The 23,076-nt window shown below is 45.0% G+C and carries 19 protein-coding genes; 7 read left to right on the top strand and 12 right to left on the bottom strand.

The features are described from left to right. Window positions 1–7: 7 nt before the first annotated feature. Window positions 8–517, top strand: a complete 510-nt coding sequence (locus tag R7F07_RS08605) for a DUF2062 domain-containing protein (protein WP_005387834.1) — start codon at window positions 8–10, stop codon at window positions 515–517. Between the two features lie 150 nt (window positions 518–667). Here R7F07_RS08605 and lolE read toward each other — a convergent pair whose 3' ends face one another. From lolE to lolC, 3 genes are read right to left on the bottom strand one after another with little or no spacing between them, the layout of a single operon-like run. After that, window positions 668–1,912 carry a lipoprotein-releasing ABC transporter permease subunit LolE gene (gene lolE, locus R7F07_RS08600; protein ID WP_017820016.1) on the bottom strand — a complete coding sequence of 415 codons (1,245 nt, stop codon included), beginning with the start codon at window positions 1,910–1,912 and terminating at the stop codon, window positions 668–670. Window positions 1,913–1,914: 2 nt separating this feature from the next. Then, window positions 1,915–2,622, bottom strand: a complete 708-nt coding sequence (gene lolD, locus R7F07_RS08595) for a lipoprotein-releasing ABC transporter ATP-binding protein LolD (RefSeq protein ID WP_005378457.1) — start codon at window positions 2,620–2,622, stop codon at window positions 1,915–1,917. Then, entirely contained in the window at window positions 2,615–3,823 is a 1,209-nt protein-coding gene (lolC, locus tag R7F07_RS08590) for a lipoprotein-releasing ABC transporter permease subunit LolC (protein WP_171342756.1), read from the bottom strand. Before lolC ends, lolD begins: the two co-directional genes overlap by 8 nt. Window positions 3,824–4,072: 249 nt before the next feature. Between lolC and R7F07_RS08585 the strand changes: the two genes are divergently transcribed. The 4 genes from R7F07_RS08585 to R7F07_RS08570 all read left to right on the top strand — a co-directional run bounded on the left by R7F07_RS08585 (window position 4,073) and on the right by R7F07_RS08570 (window position 9,593). Next, entirely contained in the window at window positions 4,073–4,642 is a 570-nt protein-coding gene (locus R7F07_RS08585; protein WP_158173752.1) for a PilZ domain-containing protein, read from the top strand. A 5-nt stretch (window positions 4,643–4,647) separates the two neighbouring features. Further along, window positions 4,648–8,109 (top strand): transcription-repair coupling factor, encoded by a 3,462-nt coding sequence (mfd, locus tag R7F07_RS08580; protein ID WP_054576370.1) that lies wholly within the window; start codon window positions 4,648–4,650, stop codon window positions 8,107–8,109. 7 nt (window positions 8,110–8,116) lie between these two features. After that, a complete protein-coding gene (locus R7F07_RS08575) occupies window positions 8,117–8,884 on the top strand; it encodes a peptidoglycan binding protein CsiV (protein ID WP_021707672.1) in 768 nt (255 codons plus the stop codon). A gap of 160 nt (window positions 8,885–9,044) precedes the next feature. Next, window positions 9,045–9,593, top strand: coding sequence for a GNAT family N-acetyltransferase (locus R7F07_RS08570; protein ID WP_170890542.1), 549 nt, complete (start codon window positions 9,045–9,047; stop codon window positions 9,591–9,593). A gap of 76 nt (window positions 9,594–9,669) precedes the next feature. Here R7F07_RS08570 and R7F07_RS08565 read toward each other — a convergent pair whose 3' ends face one another. The 7 genes from R7F07_RS08565 to hinT all read right to left on the bottom strand — a co-directional run bounded on the left by R7F07_RS08565 (window position 9,670) and on the right by hinT (window position 15,883). Continuing rightward, window positions 9,670–10,959 carry an NAD(P)/FAD-dependent oxidoreductase gene (locus R7F07_RS08565; protein ID WP_025766937.1) on the bottom strand — a complete coding sequence of 430 codons (1,290 nt, stop codon included), beginning with the start codon at window positions 10,957–10,959 and terminating at the stop codon, window positions 9,670–9,672. Between the two features lie 533 nt (window positions 10,960–11,492). After that, window positions 11,493–12,035: an alpha/beta hydrolase YcfP gene (gene ycfP / locus R7F07_RS08560; protein ID WP_005378464.1), complete on the bottom strand. Its 543-nt coding sequence runs from the start codon at window positions 12,033–12,035 to the stop codon at window positions 11,493–11,495. Between the two features lie 75 nt (window positions 12,036–12,110). Continuing rightward, window positions 12,111–12,992: a thiamine kinase gene (thiK, locus tag R7F07_RS08555; RefSeq protein WP_171342757.1), complete on the bottom strand. Its 882-nt coding sequence runs from the start codon at window positions 12,990–12,992 to the stop codon at window positions 12,111–12,113. Window positions 12,993–13,016: 24 nt separating this feature from the next. Further along, window positions 13,017–13,607: a penicillin-binding protein activator LpoB gene (lpoB, locus tag R7F07_RS08550; protein ID WP_005378467.1), complete on the bottom strand. Its 591-nt coding sequence runs from the start codon at window positions 13,605–13,607 to the stop codon at window positions 13,017–13,019. Window positions 13,608–13,673: 66 nt separating this feature from the next. Then, window positions 13,674–14,066 (bottom strand): YcfL family protein, encoded by a 393-nt coding sequence (locus R7F07_RS08545; protein ID WP_025766939.1) that lies wholly within the window; start codon window positions 14,064–14,066, stop codon window positions 13,674–13,676. Then, window positions 14,066–15,463: a COG3014 family protein gene (locus R7F07_RS08540; protein ID WP_025766940.1), complete on the bottom strand. Its 1,398-nt coding sequence runs from the start codon at window positions 15,461–15,463 to the stop codon at window positions 14,066–14,068. The genes R7F07_RS08545 and R7F07_RS08540 overlap by 1 nt, the downstream gene beginning before the upstream one ends. 69 nt (window positions 15,464–15,532) lie before the next feature. Beyond that, window positions 15,533–15,883 carry a purine nucleoside phosphoramidase gene (gene hinT, locus R7F07_RS08535; protein ID WP_005378473.1) on the bottom strand — a complete coding sequence of 117 codons (351 nt, stop codon included), beginning with the start codon at window positions 15,881–15,883 and terminating at the stop codon, window positions 15,533–15,535. A gap of 269 nt (window positions 15,884–16,152) precedes the next feature. On the opposite strand from hinT, the gene R7F07_RS08530 reads away from it, so the two are divergent. Together R7F07_RS08530 and R7F07_RS08525 are read left to right on the top strand one after the other, a co-directional pair. Beyond that, a complete protein-coding gene (locus tag R7F07_RS08530) occupies window positions 16,153–18,144 on the top strand; it encodes a methyl-accepting chemotaxis protein (protein WP_318110480.1) in 1,992 nt (663 codons plus the stop codon). 163 nt (window positions 18,145–18,307) lie between these two features. Then, window positions 18,308–19,468 (top strand): DUF1887 family protein, encoded by a 1,161-nt coding sequence (locus tag R7F07_RS08525; RefSeq protein WP_005378476.1) that lies wholly within the window; start codon window positions 18,308–18,310, stop codon window positions 19,466–19,468. A gap of 157 nt (window positions 19,469–19,625) precedes the next feature. Here the strand turns inward: R7F07_RS08525 and udp are convergent, their stop codons facing one another. Then, window positions 19,626–20,384, bottom strand: coding sequence for a uridine phosphorylase (gene udp, locus R7F07_RS08520; protein WP_005378479.1), 759 nt, complete (start codon window positions 20,382–20,384; stop codon window positions 19,626–19,628). 314 nt (window positions 20,385–20,698) lie between these two features. After that, complete coding sequence (locus tag R7F07_RS08515) at window positions 20,699–23,005, bottom strand: zinc/cadmium/mercury/lead-transporting ATPase (protein ID WP_053307489.1); 2,307 nt, start codon at window positions 23,003–23,005, stop codon at window positions 20,699–20,701. Between the last annotated feature and the right edge of the window lie 71 nt (window positions 23,006–23,076).

The following is a 23,076-nucleotide window of genomic DNA, read 5'->3' as shown; positions in this document are numbered from 1 at the left end:
CTGTCCTATGCCTAGAAAGCTGATAAAACGCTTCATGCCAGATCATGAATTGATCAAACGCCAAAAAGCATTGAAGGTCTTCGGCAATGTGTTGTACAACCCGAACTTGTGGTGCTTAAACCGCCGCTCGGCATCAGGGGCTTTTGCTGTCGGGTTATTTATGGCTTTTGTTCCGCTGCCGAGCCAAATGATCATGGCCGCTGGCTTGGCCATTATGTTGGGTGTCAATCTGCCCCTCTCCGTCGCTTTGGTATGGATCAGCAACCCTATCACTATGCCTGTGCTATTTTACTTTGCGTACAAGCTAGGTGCTCTAGTGATGCGTCTTCCCCCGCAACCTTTTCACTTTGAACTATCGTGGGAATTCATCATGCAGCAAATGAGTACCATTGGACCTCCATTTCTATTGGGCTGCGCAATTTGTGGGGTTGTATCCGCGATTATTGGCTACTTCGGAATTCGAGGGCTTTGGCGCTACTCAGTGGTACGGAGCTGGCAAAAACGCAAAATAAGATAAGACCTTACTGCGTAAAAATCAGCATTTGAGCTATCAGTTGAGGGGCATCTAACAGTTAGAATGAAACGCGATGTTACTCAAGTCGGATAAATACAAAAAAGGACCGAATTCGGTCCTTTTTTTGTTTTTCGCATATTGTAAAACAATCAGCTATTTAGAACTCAGTACAGCCGCCGGATTCAACCTTGCGGCACGAGAAGCAGGATACCACGTCGCAAGTAAACTAAGCACTATCGCCGTCACTGACACCAATGCCACATCTGGCCAGTGTAGTTGTGATGGTAAGAAGTCGACGAAGTAAATATCGCCCGATAAAAACTGATGACCAATTAAGCTCTCTAACCCTTTAATTAACGGAGTCAGGTTTAACGCCACTAAGACACCGATAACACTGCCGACGAGACTGCCAAATACACCAGAGAATACACCTTGCCAAACAAAGATCCGTTTGATTAGGCTATCTTTTGCTCCCATTGTTCGCAAAATTGCGATTTCCGCCGCTCGGTCTTTCACTGCCATCATCAACGTAGACACAATATTAAAACATGCCACGCCAATCACCAGTACCATCACCAAGTACATAATGGTGCGCACGAGCTGAATATCGCGATACAAAAAACCAAACTTTTGCTGCCAGCTTTTCAAATACACATAAACATCAATCATGCTACCAACCTCGCGAACAATAGAAGGCGCATTGAGAACATCGTCAGTTTTTAGTGAAATGCCAGTGACCCCTTCCCCTAATCTCGCGTATTGCTGAGCATCCGCTAATGGTACTAACGCTAGAGAGTGGTCGATTTGGCCATTCAATGTTAAGAACCCTGACACCTTCACGCGCACTCGCTTAGGAGCCTGCACTTTATTTGCGCCGCCTGTTTGCGGAATCATCAACGTAACGTAATCCCCCACGGCGACATTTAGCTCGTTTGCTACACCTCGTCCTAAGATCACTTGCTGCTGACCGGCATAAAAGTTTTGCCAAGCTTCTTGGTCAATAAAATTCGATAAGCTCGACACCGCTTGCTCGAAAGTAGGCTCTACACCACGAACTTCTATCGCTTTTAGCTTACTGCCTTTTTCTGCCAAGCCCGTAAAACGAACGTACGGTGCTGCCGCAACAACATGTTCATGTTTTAGAGCTTGATTCATCGTTTTGGTGTAGTCATGAAGTGGTCCATTAACACCTTCTAACTCGCCGTGTGGGATCACAGACAACACACGCGATTGCAGCTCGCGCTCAAAGCCATTCATTGCAGACAAACCGATAATGATCACAGCAACGCCAACCGCAATACCAATAGTCGAAGAAAGCGATATGAAAGACACCATCTTGTTGCGCTTTTTCGCTCGACTGAAGCGACCACCAATCATCAAAGCTAAAGAGGTAAACAAAACTAGCCCTCCGCAGATGCTGTATCAGTCACAAAACGATCTACGAGCAAACCATCTTGCATGTGCATTTGACGATCCATTTTTGCTGCCAGCTCTTTGTCATGCGTGACAACCAAAAATGCAATGTTTGACTCTTTATTGAGCTCGCGCATCAAATCATAGATAGACAGTGCCGTATTGTGATCTAAGTTCCCCGTAGGTTCATCAGCCAAGACCAGATCAGGTTTATTCACCAATGCACGCGCAATCGCAACACGCTGACGCTCACCGCCCGATAACTCGGAGGGTCTATGTTGCATCCGATGACTCAAACCAACTTTATCTAACAGCGCTTTAGCCGCCTGTTTTGCATCCGCTACTTTAGCACCGCCAATCATCAGTGGCATCGCCACATTTTCAAGCGCAGTAAAGTCAGCCAACAAGTGATGAAACTGGTATACAAAACCAAGGTGCTTGTTGCGTAATGCCGCCTGTTTGTTCGAGCTCAAAGCTGATAGGTTTTGCCCTAGAAAATCAACTTCACCATGAGTTGCGTCATCTAACGCACCTAAAATATGCAATAAGGTACTTTTTCCCGAACCAGAAGAGCCAACAATAGAAACCAACTCCCCTTTGTCGATATCGAAACTTACGCCTTTCAACACTTCCGTATCTAACGAACCCTCTCGGTAGACTTTACGAATATCACGACATTCTAATAGCTTATTCATAGCGAAGTGCCTCAGCAGGTTTAACAGAAGATGCTCGATAAGAAGGATAAAGCGTAGCAGCAAGGCTAAGAGCAATCGCCAACACCACCACTAAAAGAATTTGCAGTGAATCAATCAAGATGGGTAGATGACCACCAAAGCTGAATAGCGCCACACCAGCAGATTCAAGAATCGCATTTAGATTAAGTGACAAGATCACGCCCGCAGCGCCACCAACAATCGCGCCAATTACACCACTGCTTGCACCTTGCACCATGAAAATGGTCATCACTTGAGATTGAGTCATGCCTTGAGTTTTCAATATTGCGACTTCTGATTGCTTCTCCATTACCACCATGATTAAAGCGGAGATAATATTGAATGCAGCGACACCCACAATTAGACCTAGCATAAGTCCCATCATGTTCTTTTCCATTTTCACCGCTTGGAAAAGCTCACCACGCTGTTCGCGCCAATCACTCCATTCCCATCCATCAGGCATGGGTTGGTCAGCAAAATCCGTCACCATAAATGGGTCAGAGAAAAAGACACGCCAACCAGAAACCGTGTCTTTAGGGAAACGCATCAGCTTAGATGCATCCGTCATGTTCACAATCATTAATTGACCATCAACGTCCGATCCCGTATTGAAAATGCCTGAGACAGTAAAGTTTCGCTGGCTAGGAATACGACCAAGTGGGGTAAACTGCGTTGCGTTGGTCACCATCAAGCGCACTTTATCCCCGATTGAGACCTTTAGTGAACGCGCCAAACTGTGACCCAAAAATACATTGTAGTCACCTGCTTGAAGTGACGATAATCGTCCGGCAATCAAATGGTTGCTAATCGGATCGCCTTTCTTAGATTCAATACCGATGAGGTAACCAGCCGTCAGCTGTGCAGAACTCTGAATAACAGCCTCTCCTCTAACGATAGGCTCCGGCTGAGATTCACTCGACATCGCTTGAACAAATGGAGGAGCAGACTCGGTCATAGGCGTTTTTCCATCGTGTTGCGAAACAACGGCATGAGGTAGCACACCTAAAATGCGTTCTTTTAACTGCGATTCAAACCCGTTCATCACAGAAAGAACCGTCACCAACGCCATTACACCGATCGTAATACCCGCCGTCGACATATAAGAAACAAATCGGCTGAACCTATCTCCAGAGCGTCCCCGAAGATACCTTAAGCCAATAAACAATGAGATAGGATGATACATATAAGACAAACCAACTGGTTGTTTTGATATAAAGCTTTAGCGGATTATCTTACCTTACTCTTCTCATTAAGAAGACAAGAGAATCGCTAAATTTGTCAACGACATGCAATAAGTCTGTATTTAGGGCAAAAAGTTCAAGGACAAATCAGCTAAACTTGATAACTTCATTCAGTTAGCGATAATCAGTGCCCTATTTCTCTTTGTTTGTTGAGTGAACAGGGAGCGCTCACTGGCAAAAGGATCGACTATATGACAGAGCAAGAATACTTTACCGTCCATCATAACCTCACCATCAACGTCGAAACGTTGAGTGCGGACTTTGCTTTGCCAGATGAAGAAACATTTGCCTCCGAAATTCCAGCACCATTTATTGTCGCCAGTGAATTTAGTCACTTAGATATGTTGGCAGACAACGCGCGTCTAGAGCTGAAAAACAAAGAGTTAAAGCATGTGATCAACTTGCTTGATACGCAAAACGCGAAACTTAACCTCTTGTTGAGCTTTATGCTTTCACAACAAGATGACGCCGACATTCGATATCAAACGACGCAGTTTGGTGCTAGTCAACTCAGTTTCCGCTCAGATACAGCGTTAACTACTCAACAACTCGTTCGTGTTAAACTGTTCCTCGATCACCCTGCTGCGGCGATTTACTGTTACGCTCAAGTAGAAGAATGTGATGCTTCAGAGCAAGATTTCATTATCACGCTTAGATACAAGATGCTCCGAGAATCTGATCAAGATTTACTGATAAAGGCGGCACTGTATCAACAACAAAAACTTTTACGTCAGCGCTCGATGGAGCGAGATAAAAAATAATTCCTATGACAAAAGCAACGATTCTTTCCGTCACCAACCCTTCAGAGCGTGGCGACAAAAAACAGCTAGGTAATTTGCCGGGCGCAGCTCTACCTCTAGCCATTGCAGAGCTAGCCAAGCAGCATTCGAGTCACTCGCTACTCGTTGTGCCTGACCCGCAAATCGCTTTAAAGCTTCAGGCAGAGATTGAGCAATTCACCGACCAAACGGTAAGCCTGTTCCCCGACTGGGAAACGCTGCCTTACGATAACTTTTCTCCGCATCAAGAAATCATCTCTGAACGTATCGCTCGCCTATACCAACTGCCAAGTCAACGTGATGGCATAACCATCGTCCCGGTCAGTACAGTATTGCAACGCCAATCGCCACGTGATTTTCTGTTGCAACACACTTTAATGGTGAAAACTGGTGATCGGCTCTCGCTAGAGAAGTTACGTGTACAACTTGAAAATTCTGGCTACCGCCATGTAGATCAAGTATTTGGACCAGGTGAATATGCAAGTCGTGGCTCTATTCTGGATCTCTTTCCTATGGGCAGCAATGACCCGTACCGCATCGACTTCTTTGATGATGAAATAGATACCATTCGCACGTTTGATCCAGAGAACCAACGCTCTATCGACGATATTCAGCAAATCCAATTGCTGCCTGCACATGAGTTCCCAACCACTAAAGAAGCGATTGAAGATTTCCGTACACGTTGGCGCACCCAGTTCGACGCACGCCGCGAGCCTGAATCAATCTACATGCAAGTGACCAAAGGCACGTGGCCCGCTGGTATTGAGTATTGGCAGCCGCTGTTTTTTGACCATACCGAGACTTTATTTGAATATTTGCCAGAAGACTCTCAAGTCATCACATATGGTGATATCGAATCTGCGGTCGATACTTTCTTAACCGATGTCGAATATCGATACGACCAGAAAAAAGTTGATCCGCTGCGTCCTCTTTTGACTCCTGAACAGCTTTGGTTGAAAAAAGACGAACTTTTCAGTCAACTAAAACAGCTCCCTATCGCTCAATTGAGCCTAGATAAAGTGGTTAAGCGTGCCGGTCGTCAAAACCTACCAGTACAATCGTTAGCCGAGCTTGGCGTTCAGCAACAAAATAAAGAGCCGCTCTCGCGCCTTCGTCAGTTTAGTGAGCAATTCAGCGGCAAAATCGTTTTCTCGGTAGAGTCAGAAGGTCGTCGTGAAGCACTAACGGAGCTGTTGCAAGGCATCAAAGTTCGGCCAGTCGTACATGGCTCACTTTACCAAGCTCTAGACTCGGGTGATCGATTCAGCTTGGTCTTAGGCGCAGCAGAGCATGGTTTCATTCACGAAGAGCTGAACTTCGCTCTGATCTGTGAAAGTGATCTACTCGGTGACCGTGTTATCCAGCGACGCCGCAAAGATAAAAAAGCCGTCAACAGTGACACCGTTATTCGCCACCTTGCCGAACTAAAACCCGGCCAACCTGTGGTTCATATTGATCACGGTATTGGCCGCTACATCGGTTTACAAACACTTGAAGCCGGTGGTATGAAAACGGAATACGTCACCCTTGAGTATCAAAACGATGCCAAGCTCTACGTGCCAGTTTCATCACTGAATCTTATCAGCCGTTATTCTGGCGGCGCTGAAGAGAGTGCGCCACTGCATAAATTAGGTGGTGAAGCGTGGGCAAAAGCACGTCGTAAAGCGGCAGAAAAAGTGCGTGACGTCGCGGCAGAATTGCTGGATGTATATGCAAAACGAGAATTAAAACCGGGCTTCAAATTTGAGCTAGATCGTGGGCAATACGCAACATTTAAAGCAACATTCCCGTTTGAAGAAACAGATGACCAAGCGATGGCCATCAATGCCGTATTGTCAGACATGTGCCAGGCAAAAGCAATGGATCGCTTAGTATGTGGTGACGTGGGCTTTGGTAAAACGGAAGTCGCTATGCGCGCAGCATTTGTCGCAACGGATAACAGTAAACAGGTCGCTGTACTCGTACCAACAACCTTGCTTGCTCAGCAGCATTTCGAAAACTTCCGTGACCGTTTTGCCAACTTACCAATCCGAGTTGAAGTACTGTCTCGTTTTAAATCTGCCAAAGAACAAAAAGTCATTCTGCAAGACGTTGCCGATGGTAAAGTAGACATTGTCGTTGGTACGCATAAGCTGCTTTCGAGCGACATTAAATTCAAAGATTTAGGTTTGTTGATCGTTGATGAGGAACACCGCTTCGGGGTTCGTCAAAAAGAAAAGGTCAAAGCAATGCGTGCAGATGTGGACATTCTTACCCTCACCGCAACACCAATTCCACGCACACTGAATATGGCAATGAGTGGCATGCGAGACCTGTCGATCATCGCGACACCTCCTGCACGCCGTTTAGCCATTAAAACCTTTGTTCGACAAAAAGAAGAGCCAGTGGTCCGTGAAGCGGTACTGCGTGAAATTATGCGTGGTGGTCAGGTTTACTTCCTGCACAATCAGGTTGAAACCATTGAAAAAACGGCAGAAGACTTACAGAAACTCATCCCAGAGGCACGCATTACCGTGGCTCATGGTCAAATGCGCGAGCGCGAACTTGAGCGAATCATGAATGACTTCTACCATCAGCGCTTTAATGTGTTGGTGTGTACAACCATCATCGAAACCGGTATCGACGTACCAACGGCAAATACCATAATCATGGATCGTGCGGACAATCTTGGCTTGGCGCAGTTGCATCAATTGCGTGGCCGTGTTGGACGTTCGCACCATCAGGCCTATGCTTACTTATTAACGCCACATCCAAAAGCCATGACCAAAGATGCCATCAAGCGTCTTGATGCGATTGCTTCACTGGAAGACTTAGGTGCTGGCTTTACGTTAGCAACCCACGATTTAGAAATCCGTGGTGCTGGTGAGCTGCTTGGTGATGAGCAAAGTGGGCAAATTCAATCCGTTGGTTTTACACTTTATATGGAAATGCTGGAACAAGCAGTGCAAGCATTAAAAGAAGGCAAGGAGCCATCTTTGGATGAGCTGCTTCGTGAGCAAACTGAAGTGGAAATGCGAATCCCAGCGCTCTTACCAGATGATTACATTCCGGATGTAAACACACGACTGTCGATGTACAAACGCATTGCGAGTGTCACAAGCAGTGATGAACTATCAGAGCTAAAAGTGGAACTGATTGATCGCTTTGGTTTGCTTCCAGACGCAACAAAGAACTTACTTGCCGTCTCAGAATTGAAAATTTCGGCTGGTAGTTTAAAAGCGAAAAAGATAGAAGCCCATGATAAAGGTGGATTTATCGAGTTTTACCCTGATGCTGACATAAATCCAGCGTATTTAGTTAAACTGCTGCAATCACAGCCGCAAAAATTTGCAATGGAAGGTCCAACTAAGTTCAAGTTTAGCGTACCATTGGTGGACCGACGTAAACGCATTCAGTTTGTTCAAGACTTACTGAATGATTTTAAACAGAATTTATTACCAACGAGCTAATAGTCGAATGAGAATACTGATCCCGTTATTGCTTCTATGTGTCTCAATGCCCTCTTGGGCACAGCGCCAATTTGATATTGAAGTGATCATTTTCAAGCGAGCAGTCGACGCTGAAAGCACAACAGAATCTTGGCCGAATCAACTGCCAAAAATCGATATGGAAAATGTCGGTAGCCTAGAGAGTGAATCCTACCGCCGCTCTAAAGGCGTGACACTTTTGCCAAGTTCTTCTTTCCGTCTCAACGCGCAAGAAGCGGCACTAAATAATCATGCCGGCTTTAAAGTGCTTAAACACGTAGCCTGGCGTCAAGGTGACCGAGGTAAATCTAGCGCCCCAATTTTCCGCATCGTTGGCGGGCGAGATTTCTCTGATTCTTATCAAGCAGATGGCCGCCCAATCAATGGCAATCAAACATTTTCCAGCGACGGTTACAGTGAAGAGACGGTCAATGGTCCTTTATATGAACTAGATGGTCGATTCCAAATATACGTACAGCATTACCTCTTCGCCGAAACAACACTAGATCTGCGCGAACCAAGTGTTAGAGAGGTGCGTTTTGAACCAACCTCAACTGAGCAATTGGCGGATGACTTAGGTGAAGTAGATGGTAACGTCCAAGTAGGTAACTTGGCAGAAATATCGCCGACAGTAACCGAAGAGAAATTCCTGAAGAGTTATCGAATGGATCAAAAACGTCGTATGCGTAGCAGCGAGACTCATTACCTAGATAACCCGTTGATGGGTATGATCATTCAAGTTCGTCGGGTTCGATAAGCACGAGCGGTTCGACAAAGCGCAGCAAAGCTGCGCTTTGTTTTTATCTGCTATACCTCAGTTATTCCTAACCAACGCAGAGCAAGGAAAATAGCTGCGTTCAAGTATAAATAGACAGCTTTCAATTTACTTACACTCAACATGGAAGTCGTATTAGTTCATGAGTCCAGACTTTGAAATCATTGCGCCCCGCTTAGCGCTCAAGCTCATCCCTTCTGAAGAAGCACATTCACTACAACGATTACTTGCAGAATCCCCTTCGCTGCACCAATGGCTTGACTGGTGTGATAAAAACGTCACATTGAAAACCGCGCAGGACTTTCTGTTGGCAACCCGTCTTAACTGGGTCAAAACTGAGGCTTTTGGTTTCGGTATCTATGAGCGGCAAAGTAACACTTTGGTTGGAATGGCAGCGGTTAATGAGTTATATCATACGTTTAATATGGCGAGTATTGGTTACTGGGTTGCCGACCGCTATCAACGGCAAGGCTATGCCCAAGAAGCCGTTAAAGCCTTAGCAGAATTCTGCTTCGCAAAGCTAAGTTTAACTCGACTAGAGATTGTTTGTGACCCCGACAACGAAGCTAGCCAAGCCTTAATTGAGTCCGTCGGTGCACAAAAAGAAGCCATCGCCAGAAACCGGTTTATTTTTCATGGTAAGCCTAAAGATGGCGTTGTGTACTCACTTTTACCGACAGATCTAACATAAACAAAAAGCCACCGACTTGCGGTGGCTTCTGCATTTTTTAAGATACAACACATCCACACAGAGTGGATTTAAAACCTTAGTGCAGCTTAAGGTTTGGACGCAGCACGCGATTAATGCGGCCGACGAGCATCATCAGACCGGTTTTGAATACACCGTGCAACGCCATTAGGTGCATGCGATACAATGAGATGTAAACGACACGAGCAATACGGCCTTCTACCATCATCGACCCTTTAGTTAGGTTCCCCATCAGACTACCAACGGTTGAGAAGCGACTTAGAGACACTAATGAACCGTGATCTTTATATACATAGTCTTTCAACTCGCGCCCGTTGATCTTCGCGACGATGTTACTAAATGCCTGGCTTGCCATTTGGTGTGCAGCTTGAGCGCGTGGCGGCACGAACGAACCGTCAGACTGGGTGCATTGTGCTAAGTCACCAATAACAAAGATGTCATCATCTCGTGTTGTCTGTAGTGTGTTTTTCACTACAAGCTGATTGATACGGTTCGTTTCTAAGCCAGCGATATCTTTAATAAAGTCTGGAGCTTTGATACCCGCAGCCCAAACCATGATTTGAGCTGGGATCTTCTCACCATCTTTTGTAGTAAGGCCATCTTTTTCAGCTTTAGTCACCATAGTGGCGGTGCGCACGTTTACGCCCAACTTCACCAACTCTTGATGAGCAGCAGAAGAGATTCGTGGAGGTAACGCTGGTAAAATACGCTCACCTGCTTCAATCAGATTGACGTTCAACTTGCTAGAATCAAGATCACCGAAGCCATAAGTGCGCAGCTCTTTAACAGCATTATGTAACTCAGCTGATAGTTCAACGCCAGTTGCACCAGCACCAACAATCGCAATATCGACCGTACCGTTACCGTTTTTGGCGTGCAGCTTTAGGAACTCGTTGTTCATTTCTGTACGGAAACGGTGTGCTTGCTCAGGGCTGTCTAGGAAAATACAGTTTTCACGAACGCCAGGCGTGTTGAAGTCGTTTGATGTCGAGCCAATCGCCATCACTAGAATGTCGTATTCTAGCTCACGGCTTGGCATAAGAAGTTCACCGTGTTCGTCTTTAAGCTCACTTAAGATGATCACTTTACGTTCACGGTCGATGTCTTGAAGACTACCCATTTGGAAGTCGAAGCTGTGGTTTTTTGCATGAGCTCGATAGCTCAGTGCATCTACTCCTTCGTCCAAAGAACCTGTAGCAACCTCATGCAATAATGGCTTCCACAAGTGGCTCGCTTTTCGATCGACTAGCGTAATTCGCGCACGGTTTTTGCGACCTAGAGTTCGACCAAGCTTAGTTGCCAACTCAAGACCACCTGCACCGCCGCCTACAACGATAATGCGTGTCACAATGATTTTCCTCTACAAAAATGAATATATGGGGTTCAGCTCGATGCATGACTCACAAACATTTGTGGCATCCATCCAACCGATGAATTCTTGGTTCTTAGAGGTGTCTCAATTACTTGGATTAAAAAACTACCACCCACTTTGATTCTTTATCTATCAATGACTTGTCAGGGTTTGGCATGTTTATCTGGTACGCATACGACGCCAGAAGTTTTTGGGCAAGTTTATTACTCGCTCTCAATTTTTTTTGATATTTATCAAATTATTTTAGTCCGGTTCATTATATAGAGACCAACTTTGAAGGCAACCAAAATCCGTGTAACGAGTACGGATTGACTACTTTTCGACTACTCTACAACAAGGTGTTCGTGCTACATAGGAGGGAAGTAAGAAAACGGTAAGGAGAACACAATATTCAAAGCGTTAAACCAAGAAAATGTGCCTTTCAAAGAGACAGTGGCTCGGCATACTCAAGAGAAGGAATCGCAGCAAAGCAGCCGATAAAAACGCCGCTTTACTGTCTACACTCAACATTAATAAGTATTTTTAAATGCCTTTATCGCTTGTAAATGATGAGAGATTTTTTTGAACTTATGAGACTGAGTTTCATCCCAAATGATTTGATAGTGTTTTTCTAGCTCAGCTGCCGTTTTCGAATTGTCATGCACTTCATCATCTTTAGAGAGAATCACTAAGCAGTGAGCTTGATTTTTCGCTCGGAACTGATCAACACATTTTGTTGCGATATCTTCGTACTCTTCTGGGCGATCGATTCGACCAGCCATCGTTTTTTCTGGGTGCAAGTTCGGGTTGAACATCACTTGCTTGATACCGCATAGAAAACCAATTCGCTCAGACCAGTAACCACCTAAACCAACCCCACAGATTAACGGGTTTGGGTCATCAGATTGATCGATAACTTTAGACACTTCTTTTAACAAGTGTTGCATGTCGTGCTTTGGGTGAAGGGTGCTGTAATTGATAAAACGAACGTCGTCGTCGATAAATTGCAGTTGAAGAACTTTTTCGTGGTTACCCGGGCTTGTACTGTCAAAGCCGTGTAAGTAAATAATCATCTGTACCTCTCCCTGTGTGTATCTGGTACTTTTATTAAAACTACCACTATTTCCTTACTGTTAAAGAGGAAAATATCACGAGTTCTCAAAACAGTGATCTTCCATACACAATGAGCCTTTCAACTCATACGCACTGTTTAAGTATTGTTCAGTTCCCCACAATTTATAGGCAAGTAGATACCAGAGCATCGCCATCACCAAGGTTCTTGGTTGCCAAGCGTGTACACCTCTCATCCAAAGAGACACATCTTCGATACCTCGAAGTTGGCAATACTGCTTTACCGCTTCATCCACAGGCGCATTCGCGACCTGAATAGTTAAGGTCAAATCAAGCCTAGGGTCAGCAATCCCGGCATACTCCCAATCAATGACTTTCACCCCACTCTCCCCTCGCACTAGGTTGTAACACCCCAGATCGAAGTGACATAGGGCAAGCGGAACAGGTGCAACGTTCGGTTCCGTGCGCCACTTCATGTACAAAGCCTCAAACTCCGTACCCACATACTGACCATCAAGCTCAAGCCAATAATGATCGATGCGAGAAATATATGAAAATGGAACCAAAGGAATTGCGCTTATCGGATATTGATGAATCTTCGCCGCAATGGATAATAAATAGCTTAGTACTAAGCCTAACTCCGTCAGTGCCTCTCCTTCTATCCATTCCACCAGCAACCCTTGCTCATGAATAAAAACTGGCTTGGGGCCAATTTCCAATGAAGAGACTGCATTCAGCACTTGATATTCACTGTGACGAGAAATTGAAAAAGCCTTGCAGACATGACTGGTCGGTCGCCAGATGTATGCAAGGCCTTGAGAAGATTCCAACCGCCAACAGCGGTTGGTTAGCCCCCCGGTAACAGTTTGTACTTTTACCGGAGGCTCCGTAAAGAAGCCATCGAGAGCGTTAAGACTCGGATCTAACTGTTTTGCTTGTTGCCAAGAAAACCATGCCATTGATGACTTCTCCACCCTGTTCGATTAAAGACCGAATAGGCTCTTAGATTGCGCTTTACGAATTTCAGTTTCATCCGCCCACTCAATCAAACCTGTTTCTAGGTCCATTAGGCGCATGGTCATCTTGTAGTATACATCTTTATCGCTACCTGCATTTTTCACAATGCTAGATAGGTTGCCGTAAAGCATGTATTGAGCACCAACCATTTTACCAAATTGGATCGCTGTGCTTTGGTTAACAAGCTCATCCGTGTTTTGGAAGTTAAGTTGTTCACGCACAGACTCAACACGATCCATATCAACAAAGCGGAACTTACCTGAGTTCAACATCTTAGTAGAGATCGTGTCAGTAATGGATTCAGTGTCAATATGTTCACTGGTTTTGTTCTTAATTCGCTCAACAAAAACGATAGGACGTTGGTCACGAGTAATTGCTGCTACAGAGCCCGACATCATCATGCTATCCACCATTTCAGCCGCGATTTTTTGTAAATCTGTTGAGCCAAAATCGATAGTCGTGGTTTCTGTTGCTTGCGCATCGCCGTAAGAGACTTTGTTAGAACAGCCACCTAAAATGACGGCAAGACCTAAAAGAGCAATAATACTTTTTTTCATGAGAGTTCCTTAGTTTTTCAATACCAGCGCATCGTTAGCGCGGCAGCTTCGGCAGAGCCGTTAAGATTAATCGTCTTGTGCTTCTCTAATTTGCACACGGAATTTTGTGCCATTTGGATTCACAGTAACTTCAGATAACGTGACTTGCTCAAATCCTCGCACAATCATTTTTCGCCACGGACCAGGTTTGGTATTCACTTCTAAACCATTGTTGTCATACCAATAAAATCGGTAAAGAATGTGCTGATCACCTTTGTAATTGCTACTCAGCTGCACGACTCCTCGTGGGCGATCATCAACGTAAGTGGTGGTGATGTTGTCAACTAATAAGCGACTACCTAAAACGTTATCATTAAAAAATACTTTTTGCGTTTGGCCATCAATTCGAATACCAGCCGTGTTTTCGGCGCATCCAACTAAACCAATAGCCATTGCTAAACAAGCAAGCCATGCTTTCATTACAGTCTCCCTAGCTGTTTATGCCACACGGTTGAGTGTGCTCCCTGACGAGATACCCATACCAATGTAGTCTGCTGTGCAGGCACTTCAAACTGATAGGTTTGATCACCCAAGTTTAAACTTTGTGTTCCCGGTTTCACGATTTTTGAAGCCGTTTTCACTTGCGCTGGCAATGTTTGCCAACTTCTTGTATCTGGCTGTTCGGTCAATGTGTTCCATACATTGAAAAGTATGTTGCCCACATCATCGCCTTTTTTCGCCGCCTCTTTTCGGATTCGATCTTTTGCCCAAACACGAAGAGCTTGACGGATCACTATTGTAGTAAGACGTTCATTAAGATCGTTTTGCGCCATCGCATTAACATCAGTCAGCGTACTGGAAGGCAATACCTGACCATTTAAAACAACATCGCTAAAACGTTGAGCACCTCGGTTCTGATAATAAGGAAGCGCCAACGAATAAATCGCGCCATTATCGCGACTGTCGTAAATCGGTAAATCAATACGCCACCCTTTCATCGCCTCAACAACACCCTGCTCATCAATAACGATGACTCGCCCTTGTGACTGAGTTAATCCAGAAGGTGCTTTGCCATACCGCTTCTCTAGCATGCGCAAGTCTTCACGCATGCCCAGCTTCTTAGCAGCGTATAAGGTGCTTTCCACAACTTGCTTGTTGTCTGGCATTACAGCGAGTGCTCGTCGGTAATCAACATAAGCACTGTTTAAGTCTCGCGACGCTTCATATAACAAGCCAGAAAGATAGAACAGATAACCATTTTGTACCGCGCTTAGTTTTTTACCAGCATCAGGGTAGTTCGCTAACACACTGCCTAAATTGGCAGACATGCCTTGCTTGTTAAGGTCTTTCTCTGCTGCTTTTAGCTCTTTTTCACGCGCCTTTCTTGCTGCTTCCTGAACTTGATTAGCTCGACGCACTTCAACTAGTGCCCCTTCTAAATCGTTTTTCTGTAAGTAATTTAGTCCTAGATACAGGTGCAAAAAGCCAAGTTCGTAATCGGCGGGATGATAGTCTTGGAGATTGTCGTTCACTGCGAGAGAGCCGACGCTCGTTGCCGTGTCTGACACAGATATCGTCGCACGATCTTGTTGAACACGTACAGCACGATCGCTGCTTTCTAGCGCATTTAAACTTGTTGGGTAATCTTCAGCAAGAAAAGAGATACGACCTTTTTCAAAATTGCCAAGTATCTCGCCACCCACTTCACTTGATTGAAGTTGTTTTGCTTTGGCATATTCCCCTGCAACAACGGCTTGATAAACTTCTTGATTCTGGTTGCTGTAATGGCTAAACAGATTGCCCGCAGATAAATTCGCACAGCCAGAGGCCATTAAAGCCCAGCTCATCAGCCCTAACAGCTTTACACCTAGTTTCACATTTATCTCCACAAATGTGTCATTCGACAGGAAAAAGAAGTGGGTGAATCGCCACCCACTTTTAAAAGCTTAGCTCAATACCATTGGACCTAGAGGGCGGCCGCCTAGTAGGTGCATGTGAATATGGTAAACCTCTTGGCCACCATGTGGATTACAATTAACGATTAGGCGATAGCCGTCTTCAGCAATACCTTCTTCTTTCGCTAACTTTCTAGCAACAGTGAACAAACGCCCCATCATTGCTTCATCTTCAGCTTCTACATCATTCGTTGTTGGGATCAGTTTATTCGGAATAATGAGAATATGGCTTGGTGTGCGAGGGTTAATGTCGCGAAACGCAGTCACCAAATCATCTTGATAAAGGATATCGGCAGGGATTTCCTTGCGAATAATTTTACTAAAGATCGTTTCTTCCGCCATGAGGACTCCATTTTATAAACGTAATTAGACCCCAATTAGTATGCGCCAACCAAAAGCGGAGCTCAATAAAAACAGTGTTCACTTAACATTATTAATCAAATGCTAATTAACGAAGCTTTTTTTGTCGTGTGCGTCATAAAATGCGCATCACAAACTGAATACAATCCAATGAATTTTGTTACTTTTTTAAGACAATTATTATTTTTATACCCAAGTAAATTCAAAAATACTTGGGTAGCTTGTCTATTTTTGGGAGAGGAAGCTCACTTATGCGAGGTTCAGTTATTAAAAGGATGTATGCCGGCTTTGCACTGATCATCATCCTATTTGCCGTCACAATTGCCATTATGATGGGAGGAATGAGTGATATTCACGGAAAATTTGGCACGGTTTCTAAATCATCCCTACCGTTGGTATCGTTATCTAATCAAACCAGTGTTGAGCTGCTTTCTGCCGACAAATCATTTAAAGACTTCCTGACGACAGAGAATAAACAACGCATGGATGAAATGCGTCAGGAATTTGCTAGATCTCAACAGCGCTTCGAATCCACATTGGCTCAACTGAAAACCGCAAGCCAAATCTACCCTTCTCTTGCCGAACCGTTTTCACAGTTAAAAACGTTAGAGCAGAGCTATTTTACAGAAGCTCTAGAGGCCATGGACAACTACGAAGCAATGTTTGCGGCTCAAGAAGAAGTGCAAAAATCCTCACGCCGCTTCCAAAAACTGAATACCGAACTTTCGGTTGGTCTTAAAGAATATGTGGCAGATCAAACCAGCATTTCTGTCAAAGTCATGGCAAAGAGCTACTTTATCAAGTTAAAAGATGCCGAAGTAATTACCTCTGATGCCCTCGCCAGTTCCAACCCTGAGTTTGTTACGCAAGCCGTAGCTAAAAACCGCAAAGCAGTAACGCACTTGAATTACGCATTCCGCGGGTTGGTGACTCAGCTTCCTGAGCTAGAAAAAGCTTTTGGCGAATCTGTAGAGCAATTTACTCGTGACGTTGGTATGCGTGGCGGTGTGCTAGACCAACATAATAATTACCTCAATGCTCGCGCCGCTTTGTATAACAATATCGTCAACCTAGCAAATAAAGTGGATTCAACCATGGCGATTCTTGAGCAATTCACGACAACCGCAACAGATAAGCTCAATGAATCATTGGCAGACGCAGGTGACATATATTCGGCGGGTGTAACGAAAGCCATCATCATTGGCGTTATTGTCGTTTTACTCGCGACAGCGATTGGCTACCACATCGCACAAAGCGTTCGCGAACCGTTGACTCGTATTCTAAAAGTGTTAGAAAGCCTGACTGAAGGTGATATGACACAGCGTATCGATATTCGCTATAACAACGAATTCAGCCGTGTGAGTGGACACATTAACTCACTCGCCGACAACCTTCACGAGATCTTGGTGAAACTCAACGAAGCGTCAGAAAACCTATCGTCAACCGCGACAACCAACGAACGCACCTCTTCGCAAGCACAAATTAAATTGAGCTCTCAACGCGAACAAACAGCAAACGTCGCTACCGCGATGACAGAAATGTCTCATTCAGTGCAGGAAGTCGCGCAAAGTGCGCAAGGCTCGTTAGAAATGGTGCAACGCGTCGAATCTGCCTCTGAAGAAGGTAGAAATGTTATGAGCAGTAATATCTCAACCATTAATCAACTAGAAACACGTTTGAACGAATCGGTCTCCGCAGTTTCTGAGCTACAAAAAATGAGTGGTCAAATTGGGTCTATCCTTGATGTGATCCGCAACATTGCGGAGCAAACCAACCTACTGGCATTGAACGCGGCAATTGAAGCGGCTCGCGCTGGTGAACAAGGTCGCGGCTTCGCGGTAGTGGCAGATGAAGTACGAGTACTCGCATCAAGAACGACTCAATCAACCACTGAAATTGAATCCATGATCAGTAATCTGCAATCTAGCTCGCAATCGGCGAACCAAGTCATACAAAGCTGTATGAGCGATATGGAGATGTCGGTTGAGCAAGCATCAAAAGCGAACAGCTCAATGGAAGAGATCCAGGCGCTAATCATCGAAATCAGCCAAATGAGTACGCACATTTCACAAGCAGCAGCAGAGCAAAGTGAAACATCAACAGACATTGCTCGCAGCATTGAAGATATTAACAACATCGCCGATGAAAGTTTCCAAGCCATGTCGAGTATCGCACAAACCAGTGAATCACTGACCCACTTGGCTCATCAGCAAAATGAATTGGTCCACCGATTTAAGTTATAAATACTTTATAATTAAGAGCATTAATTAGTGCAATCAACTGTATAAGGGCGACTTTTTGTTAAGTCGCCCTTGTTTTTTGTCGGCCATGTCTACATATGATTAATAAGGCCAGCTCATCCCCTTGCACAACTCTTTTCGAGCGGCCTCATAAAAAGGAAAATCTATGGCTGTTCATGTTGGTATTATCGACCAAGACCCAGTGAGATTGGTCACTCCTCTATTAGATAATCGTACGCTAAGCACACATATCGTCTTCATCGGAGACAAGAGCCAGTTAGATATATTTGACCGACTGAGTGCCGTTTTAGATCAACGAGAAATTACTTCTGAATTTTTTGAAATTCCATCCGCTGTTAATACATCTCTGATCAAACAAGCAATTCAAAAACTGGCAAAAGATCTCCATGAACGCGGCGAAGATGTAAAATTGAACGCGAGCTGTGGTCTTCGTCATCGCTTGTTGTCGGTGTACGAAGTTTTCCGTACCTATCGCTGGCCAATTTTTGTGGTTGAGCCTAGTAGCGATAAGCTTTGTTGGTTATACCCTGATGGCAAAGAAGATACCCAAGTCGAAGATCACATTACGATTGCAGATTACCTCACTATCTTTGGTGCACGCGGCGAGTTTCACCACGTTGATTTACCACCTCTTCTTGATAAAAAATTGTATGAACTTGGTGAACGATGGGCCTCAAATGCGCTTGAGCTTGGGCCAGGTCTAGCAACACTTAACTACCTTGCAACCACATGCCGCAAAGAACAAAAGCTTGATGTCGAGCTCTCCGAAAAACAGCAGGGCTACCGTGAGCTCAACATGTTGCTTTCAGATTTAGTAGAAGCAGAAATCGCCACCTATGAGAATGGCGTTTTAACGTTTGCAGATGAAGATGCTCGACGCTTTTCAAACGGTGAGTGGTTAGAAACTTTGGTTCACAGCACCGTGAAGCAAATCCAAGACACCATGCCGACGATCCAAGATCGATCGTTAAATGTTCAGGTTTATCGCAAACTTGGTGAAAGTGAAGTACGCAATGAGTTAGATGTCGCAACAGTTGTAAACAACAAGCTGCACATCATCGAATGCAAAACCAAAGGCATGAGAGATGACGGCGACGATACTTTATATAAGTTAGAATCGCTTCGCGATCTATTAGGTGGCTTACAAGCGCGCGCAATGTTGGTGAGCTTCCGTCCTCTTCGTCACAATGACATTACTCGTGCTGAAGACTTAGGGCTAGCCCTGATTGGCCCTGATGAGCTTAAAGATTTAAGAACGCACTTAACTGCTTGGTTTAAAGACGCGGGCGGTTCAGACGAGATATAGTGCCATTAAGAAAAGCTAAAATTCACAACGATAAAAAGCAGCATTAATGCTGCTTTTTTTATACCTAAATTTTAGCTGTACGCATTTCTATAAGTAGAAAAAAACCAGAGGTTAGCCTCTGGTTTTTTCTGTTTGTTTAAATGCCAACTATAGCGGCTTAAAGCATTTTACGCGCTGCTTCTACAACCACTTTAATTGAACGCGCTTCCGTTTCTTTCAGAGTTGAATGATCTGGAATCTCTTTTTGTGTACGGTTGATGATAACACCAGCCACACAACCCGCTTTTAAACCAGAGCTCGCACACATTGTTAGCAGTGTTGCCGACTCCATCTCGAAGTTAAGTACGCCCATGTCTTGCCATTCTTGCATAGAGCCTTGGAAACGCTTAACAACACGACCAGAGAACGTATCGTAACGTTCTTGACCAGGGTAGAACGTGTCGCTTGATGCAGTCACACCCATGTGAACTGTAGCGCCAGACTCTTCTACCGCTGCTTTCATTGCGGTTGCTACTTCAAAGTCAGCAACTGCTGGGAATTCCATAGGAGCAAAGTGTAGGCTCGCACCGTCAAGACGAACTGACCCCGTCGTTACGATCATGTCACCCACGTTTACATGCGGTTGAATTGCACCCGTTGTACCAACACGTAGGAAAGTGCGAACACCAAGCTGTGCCAATTCCTCAACTGCGATAGAGGTAGAAGGACCACCAATACCTGTAGAACAAACCACAACAGGTTTACCGTCTAGCTCTGCACGGTATAGCGTGTATTCACGATGGCTTGCTAGAAATACTGGATTTTCCATTTGTTCTGCGATTTTTTGAACACGCGCTGGGTCACCAGGAATGATCGCTAGAGTCGCACCATTAAGATCAGCTTCAGTAACACCTAAATGGAATACAGCTTGAGACATAAGTCGCTCCTTATTGTGGCTTATTTTATGAACAATAAGCTCATTAATCAGTTATTGGGTACAGATGCACTGTAGCGAACCTTTCACCAACATAGAGTGATCACAATCACAATGACAAAATGTAATGAAAATGAAATTTCAAACAAAACTGGTATTGATCACACTTTAAGGGGCATTAGATCATTTTGTTGCATAGCAATGCGTGATTTCAAGGACGAGAAAAACGTCTGATCGCATCAGGTGAATACGGTTAAAAAAAGCCCGATACACGAATGCCTCGGGCTATTAATGAGTGGGATCAATGGTTAGGTCAGTTATTTGATCTGCTTGGACTCAAAACGAAGTAATCTCAACGCATTCAATGTCACCAGTGCTGTTGCACCACTGTCGGCTAATACAGCAACCCACAACCCAGTAACACCAAGTAAACTTGTCACTAAGAATACACCTTTCAAACCTAGCGCTAACGCGACATTCTGACGAATGTTACTTAGCGTCGCACGCGACAGTTCTATCATGGCAGGTAGCTCAATCAAACGGTTGTGTGTTAACGCCGCATCAGCAGTCTCGAGCGCAACATCCGTACCGCCTCCCATCGCAATGCCGATACTCGAAGCTTTCATGGCTGGAGCATCATTGATACCGTCTCCCACCATCGCAACGGTGTGTTGTTGTGATAGCTTCTCGACGTAATGCACCTTGTCTGCAGGTAACAAACTCGCTTTATAATCCAAGCCTATTCTATTTGCCATTGCTTCTGCACTTCTCGGGTTGTCACCCGTTAGCATCACCGACGTGACCCCAAGTTCCTTCAACATTGCGATGGCTTGCTGGGCATCTGAGCGCAATGTGTCTTGCCATGCGATCACGCCAATGACCTCGTCATCGTAACGAACAATGACAACCGTTTTACCTTGTTGTTCCAACGTAACTACTTGCTCTATGGCTTCCTGAGAAAGTGGAAAGTCTGCCTTTGAAGGCGTGACCACTTGGACCATTTTTCCATCGACGTAACCAGTGACACCAGAGCCTACTTGCGCGGTTTTATCCAACGCTTCAGGAATAGTAAGCCCCTGCTCTTGCACTTTGGTAACTAAAGAAACCGCTAGAGGATGACTTGAACCAACCTCGATTGACGCAGTTAGGCTAAGTAACTTGTCTTCATCCATATCAAAAGCAAAGACATCAGTCACTTCTGGTTTACCTTGCGTCAGTGTCCCAGTTTTATCAAATGCGACAGACTCAACCTTGCCAAGCAACTCAAGCGCCGCACCACCTTTGATCAATGCGCCCCGCTTAGCAGCTGCCGCCAAGCCAGAAGTGATCGCCGCAGGCGTTGAAATGACTAATGCACATGGACAAGCAATCAACAGCAGGGCGAGTCCTCGATAGATCCACGTTTCCCACGGTTGGGCAAATAGTAATGGCGGCGTAACGATAACCATCAGAGACACCAGCATCATTAGCGGCGTATACCAACGGCTAAATTTATCAAGAAAGCGTTCTAATGGTGCCTTACGGGATTCTGCTTCTTCAATCAAATGAAGAATTCGGTCTATCGCATTCTCGCCCTGACGGGAAGTCACCTGTAAGCGAACCACTTTATCGACAACCACAGCCCCGGCCATCACTTTGCCACCGGTTTGATGTTCAACGGGAACAGATTCTCCCGTTAACGCACTTTCGTCAAAACTCGCAAGCGCATCTTGCAAAACACCGTCGGCAGGCAAACGACCTCCGGGGGCGACTTCTATGATATCCCCTGGTTTAAGCTGAGCAGCTGGTACTTCTTTACGTTCACCATCAATTATTAAAATTGAATTTTCTGGGACTAAGTCCATTAACGCCTGGACACCGCTTCGCGCGCGAGATGATGCATATGCTTCTAACTTTTCACCAATAAGGAAAAGCAATAACACCATTGCGGCTTCGGCGGTTTCACCTAAATATAAAGCGCCGAGCGCCGCTACACTCATTAACGTTTCAATCGCAAAAGGCGTACCGCTACGCGCCAACTTAAATGCTTTGAGCGCGATTGGGTATAAACCAAGTAAACACGTCAAAGTGAATAACCAAGCGCTTATTTGAGGGTCGATCTTAGAAATTACTGCCGCAGTAGCCATTGCACCAGCAATCGAGAGAATTTGGATGTTGTCTCTTATGACGCCAAGCCAGCCTTTCTTTGTAGTGCTTGGTTTTGGAGCATCCAGTGAAGAGAGCGGGAAACCCGTTTTTTGGGCTGTCTGCTCTATCGTAGCTATCAGCTCTAGACCATCAAAATCGACGACCAGTTTTTCTGTTGCAAACAAAACCTTGGCTTGGCTGACGCCTTGTAAAGACGTAATGGCTTTCTCAAGCTTTTGCGCACAAGATGGGCAATCCATACCTGACACAAGCCAAGCGTTCCGAACGGAGGAATTACTCTCCCTTGTGGGATCGTCTTCCTCGCCTGTGTCAACGCTGCAGCCTCCTCCACTACAGCAAGAGCTTTCAGAAACATCAACACTGGCCTGAGAGATATTGAGGGAAGATTTTACTGGCGCACAGCATGACTCGCTTGCACCAAGCGGCACCGCAGTTTTGATTTTGCTAGATTGGCAACCTTGATGTTTTGTACACATAATTTTTTCCTTATTGGTATCGGTGATTTACCTATTGCTAAGGATAAACCTTAGAGTAAGCTCCAAGGTCA

Origin of the sequence: Vibrio sp. YT-16 (genome assembly GCF_033337405.1) — a bacterium.
GTDB lineage: Bacteria > Pseudomonadota > Gammaproteobacteria > Enterobacterales > Vibrionaceae > Vibrio > Vibrio alginolyticus.
This window is presented reverse-complemented; position numbering and strand designations above follow the sequence as displayed.

Bases quoted from the DNA above. Each gene is read 5' to 3' on its own strand.
- R7F07_RS08575 (WP_021707672.1), top strand. From the start codon at position 8,117: ATGAGAATACTGATCCCGTTATTGCTTCTATGTGTCTCAATGCCCTCT.
- R7F07_RS08515 (WP_053307489.1), bottom strand. From the start codon at position 23,005: ATGTGTACAAAACATCAAGGTTGCCAATCTAGCAAAATCAAAACTGCG.
- lolC (WP_171342756.1), bottom strand. From the start codon at position 3,823: ATGTATCATCCTATCTCATTGTTTATTGGCTTAAGGTATCTTCGGGGA.
- lolD (WP_005378457.1), bottom strand. From the start codon at position 2,622: ATGAATAAGCTATTAGAATGTCGTGATATTCGTAAAGTCTACCGAGAG.
- lpoB (WP_005378467.1), bottom strand. From the start codon at position 13,607: ATGAAAAAAAGTATTATTGCTCTTTTAGGTCTTGCCGTCATTTTAGGT.
- R7F07_RS08545 (WP_025766939.1), bottom strand. From the start codon at position 14,066: ATGAAAGCATGGCTTGCTTGTTTAGCAATGGCTATTGGTTTAGTTGGA.
- R7F07_RS08525 (WP_005378476.1), top strand. From the start codon at position 18,308: ATGGCTGTTCATGTTGGTATTATCGACCAAGACCCAGTGAGATTGGTC.
- mfd (WP_054576370.1), top strand. From the start codon at position 4,648: ATGACAAAAGCAACGATTCTTTCCGTCACCAACCCTTCAGAGCGTGGC.
- thiK (WP_171342757.1), bottom strand. From the start codon at position 12,992: ATGGCATGGTTTTCTTGGCAACAAGCAAAACAGTTAGATCCGAGTCTT.
- R7F07_RS08585 (WP_158173752.1), top strand. From the start codon at position 4,073: ATGACAGAGCAAGAATACTTTACCGTCCATCATAACCTCACCATCAAC.
- R7F07_RS08530 (WP_318110480.1), top strand. From the start codon at position 16,153: ATGCGAGGTTCAGTTATTAAAAGGATGTATGCCGGCTTTGCACTGATC.
- hinT (WP_005378473.1), bottom strand. From the start codon at position 15,883: ATGGCGGAAGAAACGATCTTTAGTAAAATTATTCGCAAGGAAATCCCT.
- udp (WP_005378479.1), bottom strand. From the start codon at position 20,384: ATGTCTCAAGCTGTATTCCATTTAGGTGTTACTGAAGCTGATCTTAAT.
- R7F07_RS08605 (WP_005387834.1), top strand. From the start codon at position 8: ATGCCTAGAAAGCTGATAAAACGCTTCATGCCAGATCATGAATTGATC.
- R7F07_RS08570 (WP_170890542.1), top strand. From the start codon at position 9,045: ATGAGTCCAGACTTTGAAATCATTGCGCCCCGCTTAGCGCTCAAGCTC.
- ycfP (WP_005378464.1), bottom strand. From the start codon at position 12,035: ATGATTATTTACTTACACGGCTTTGACAGTACAAGCCCGGGTAACCAC.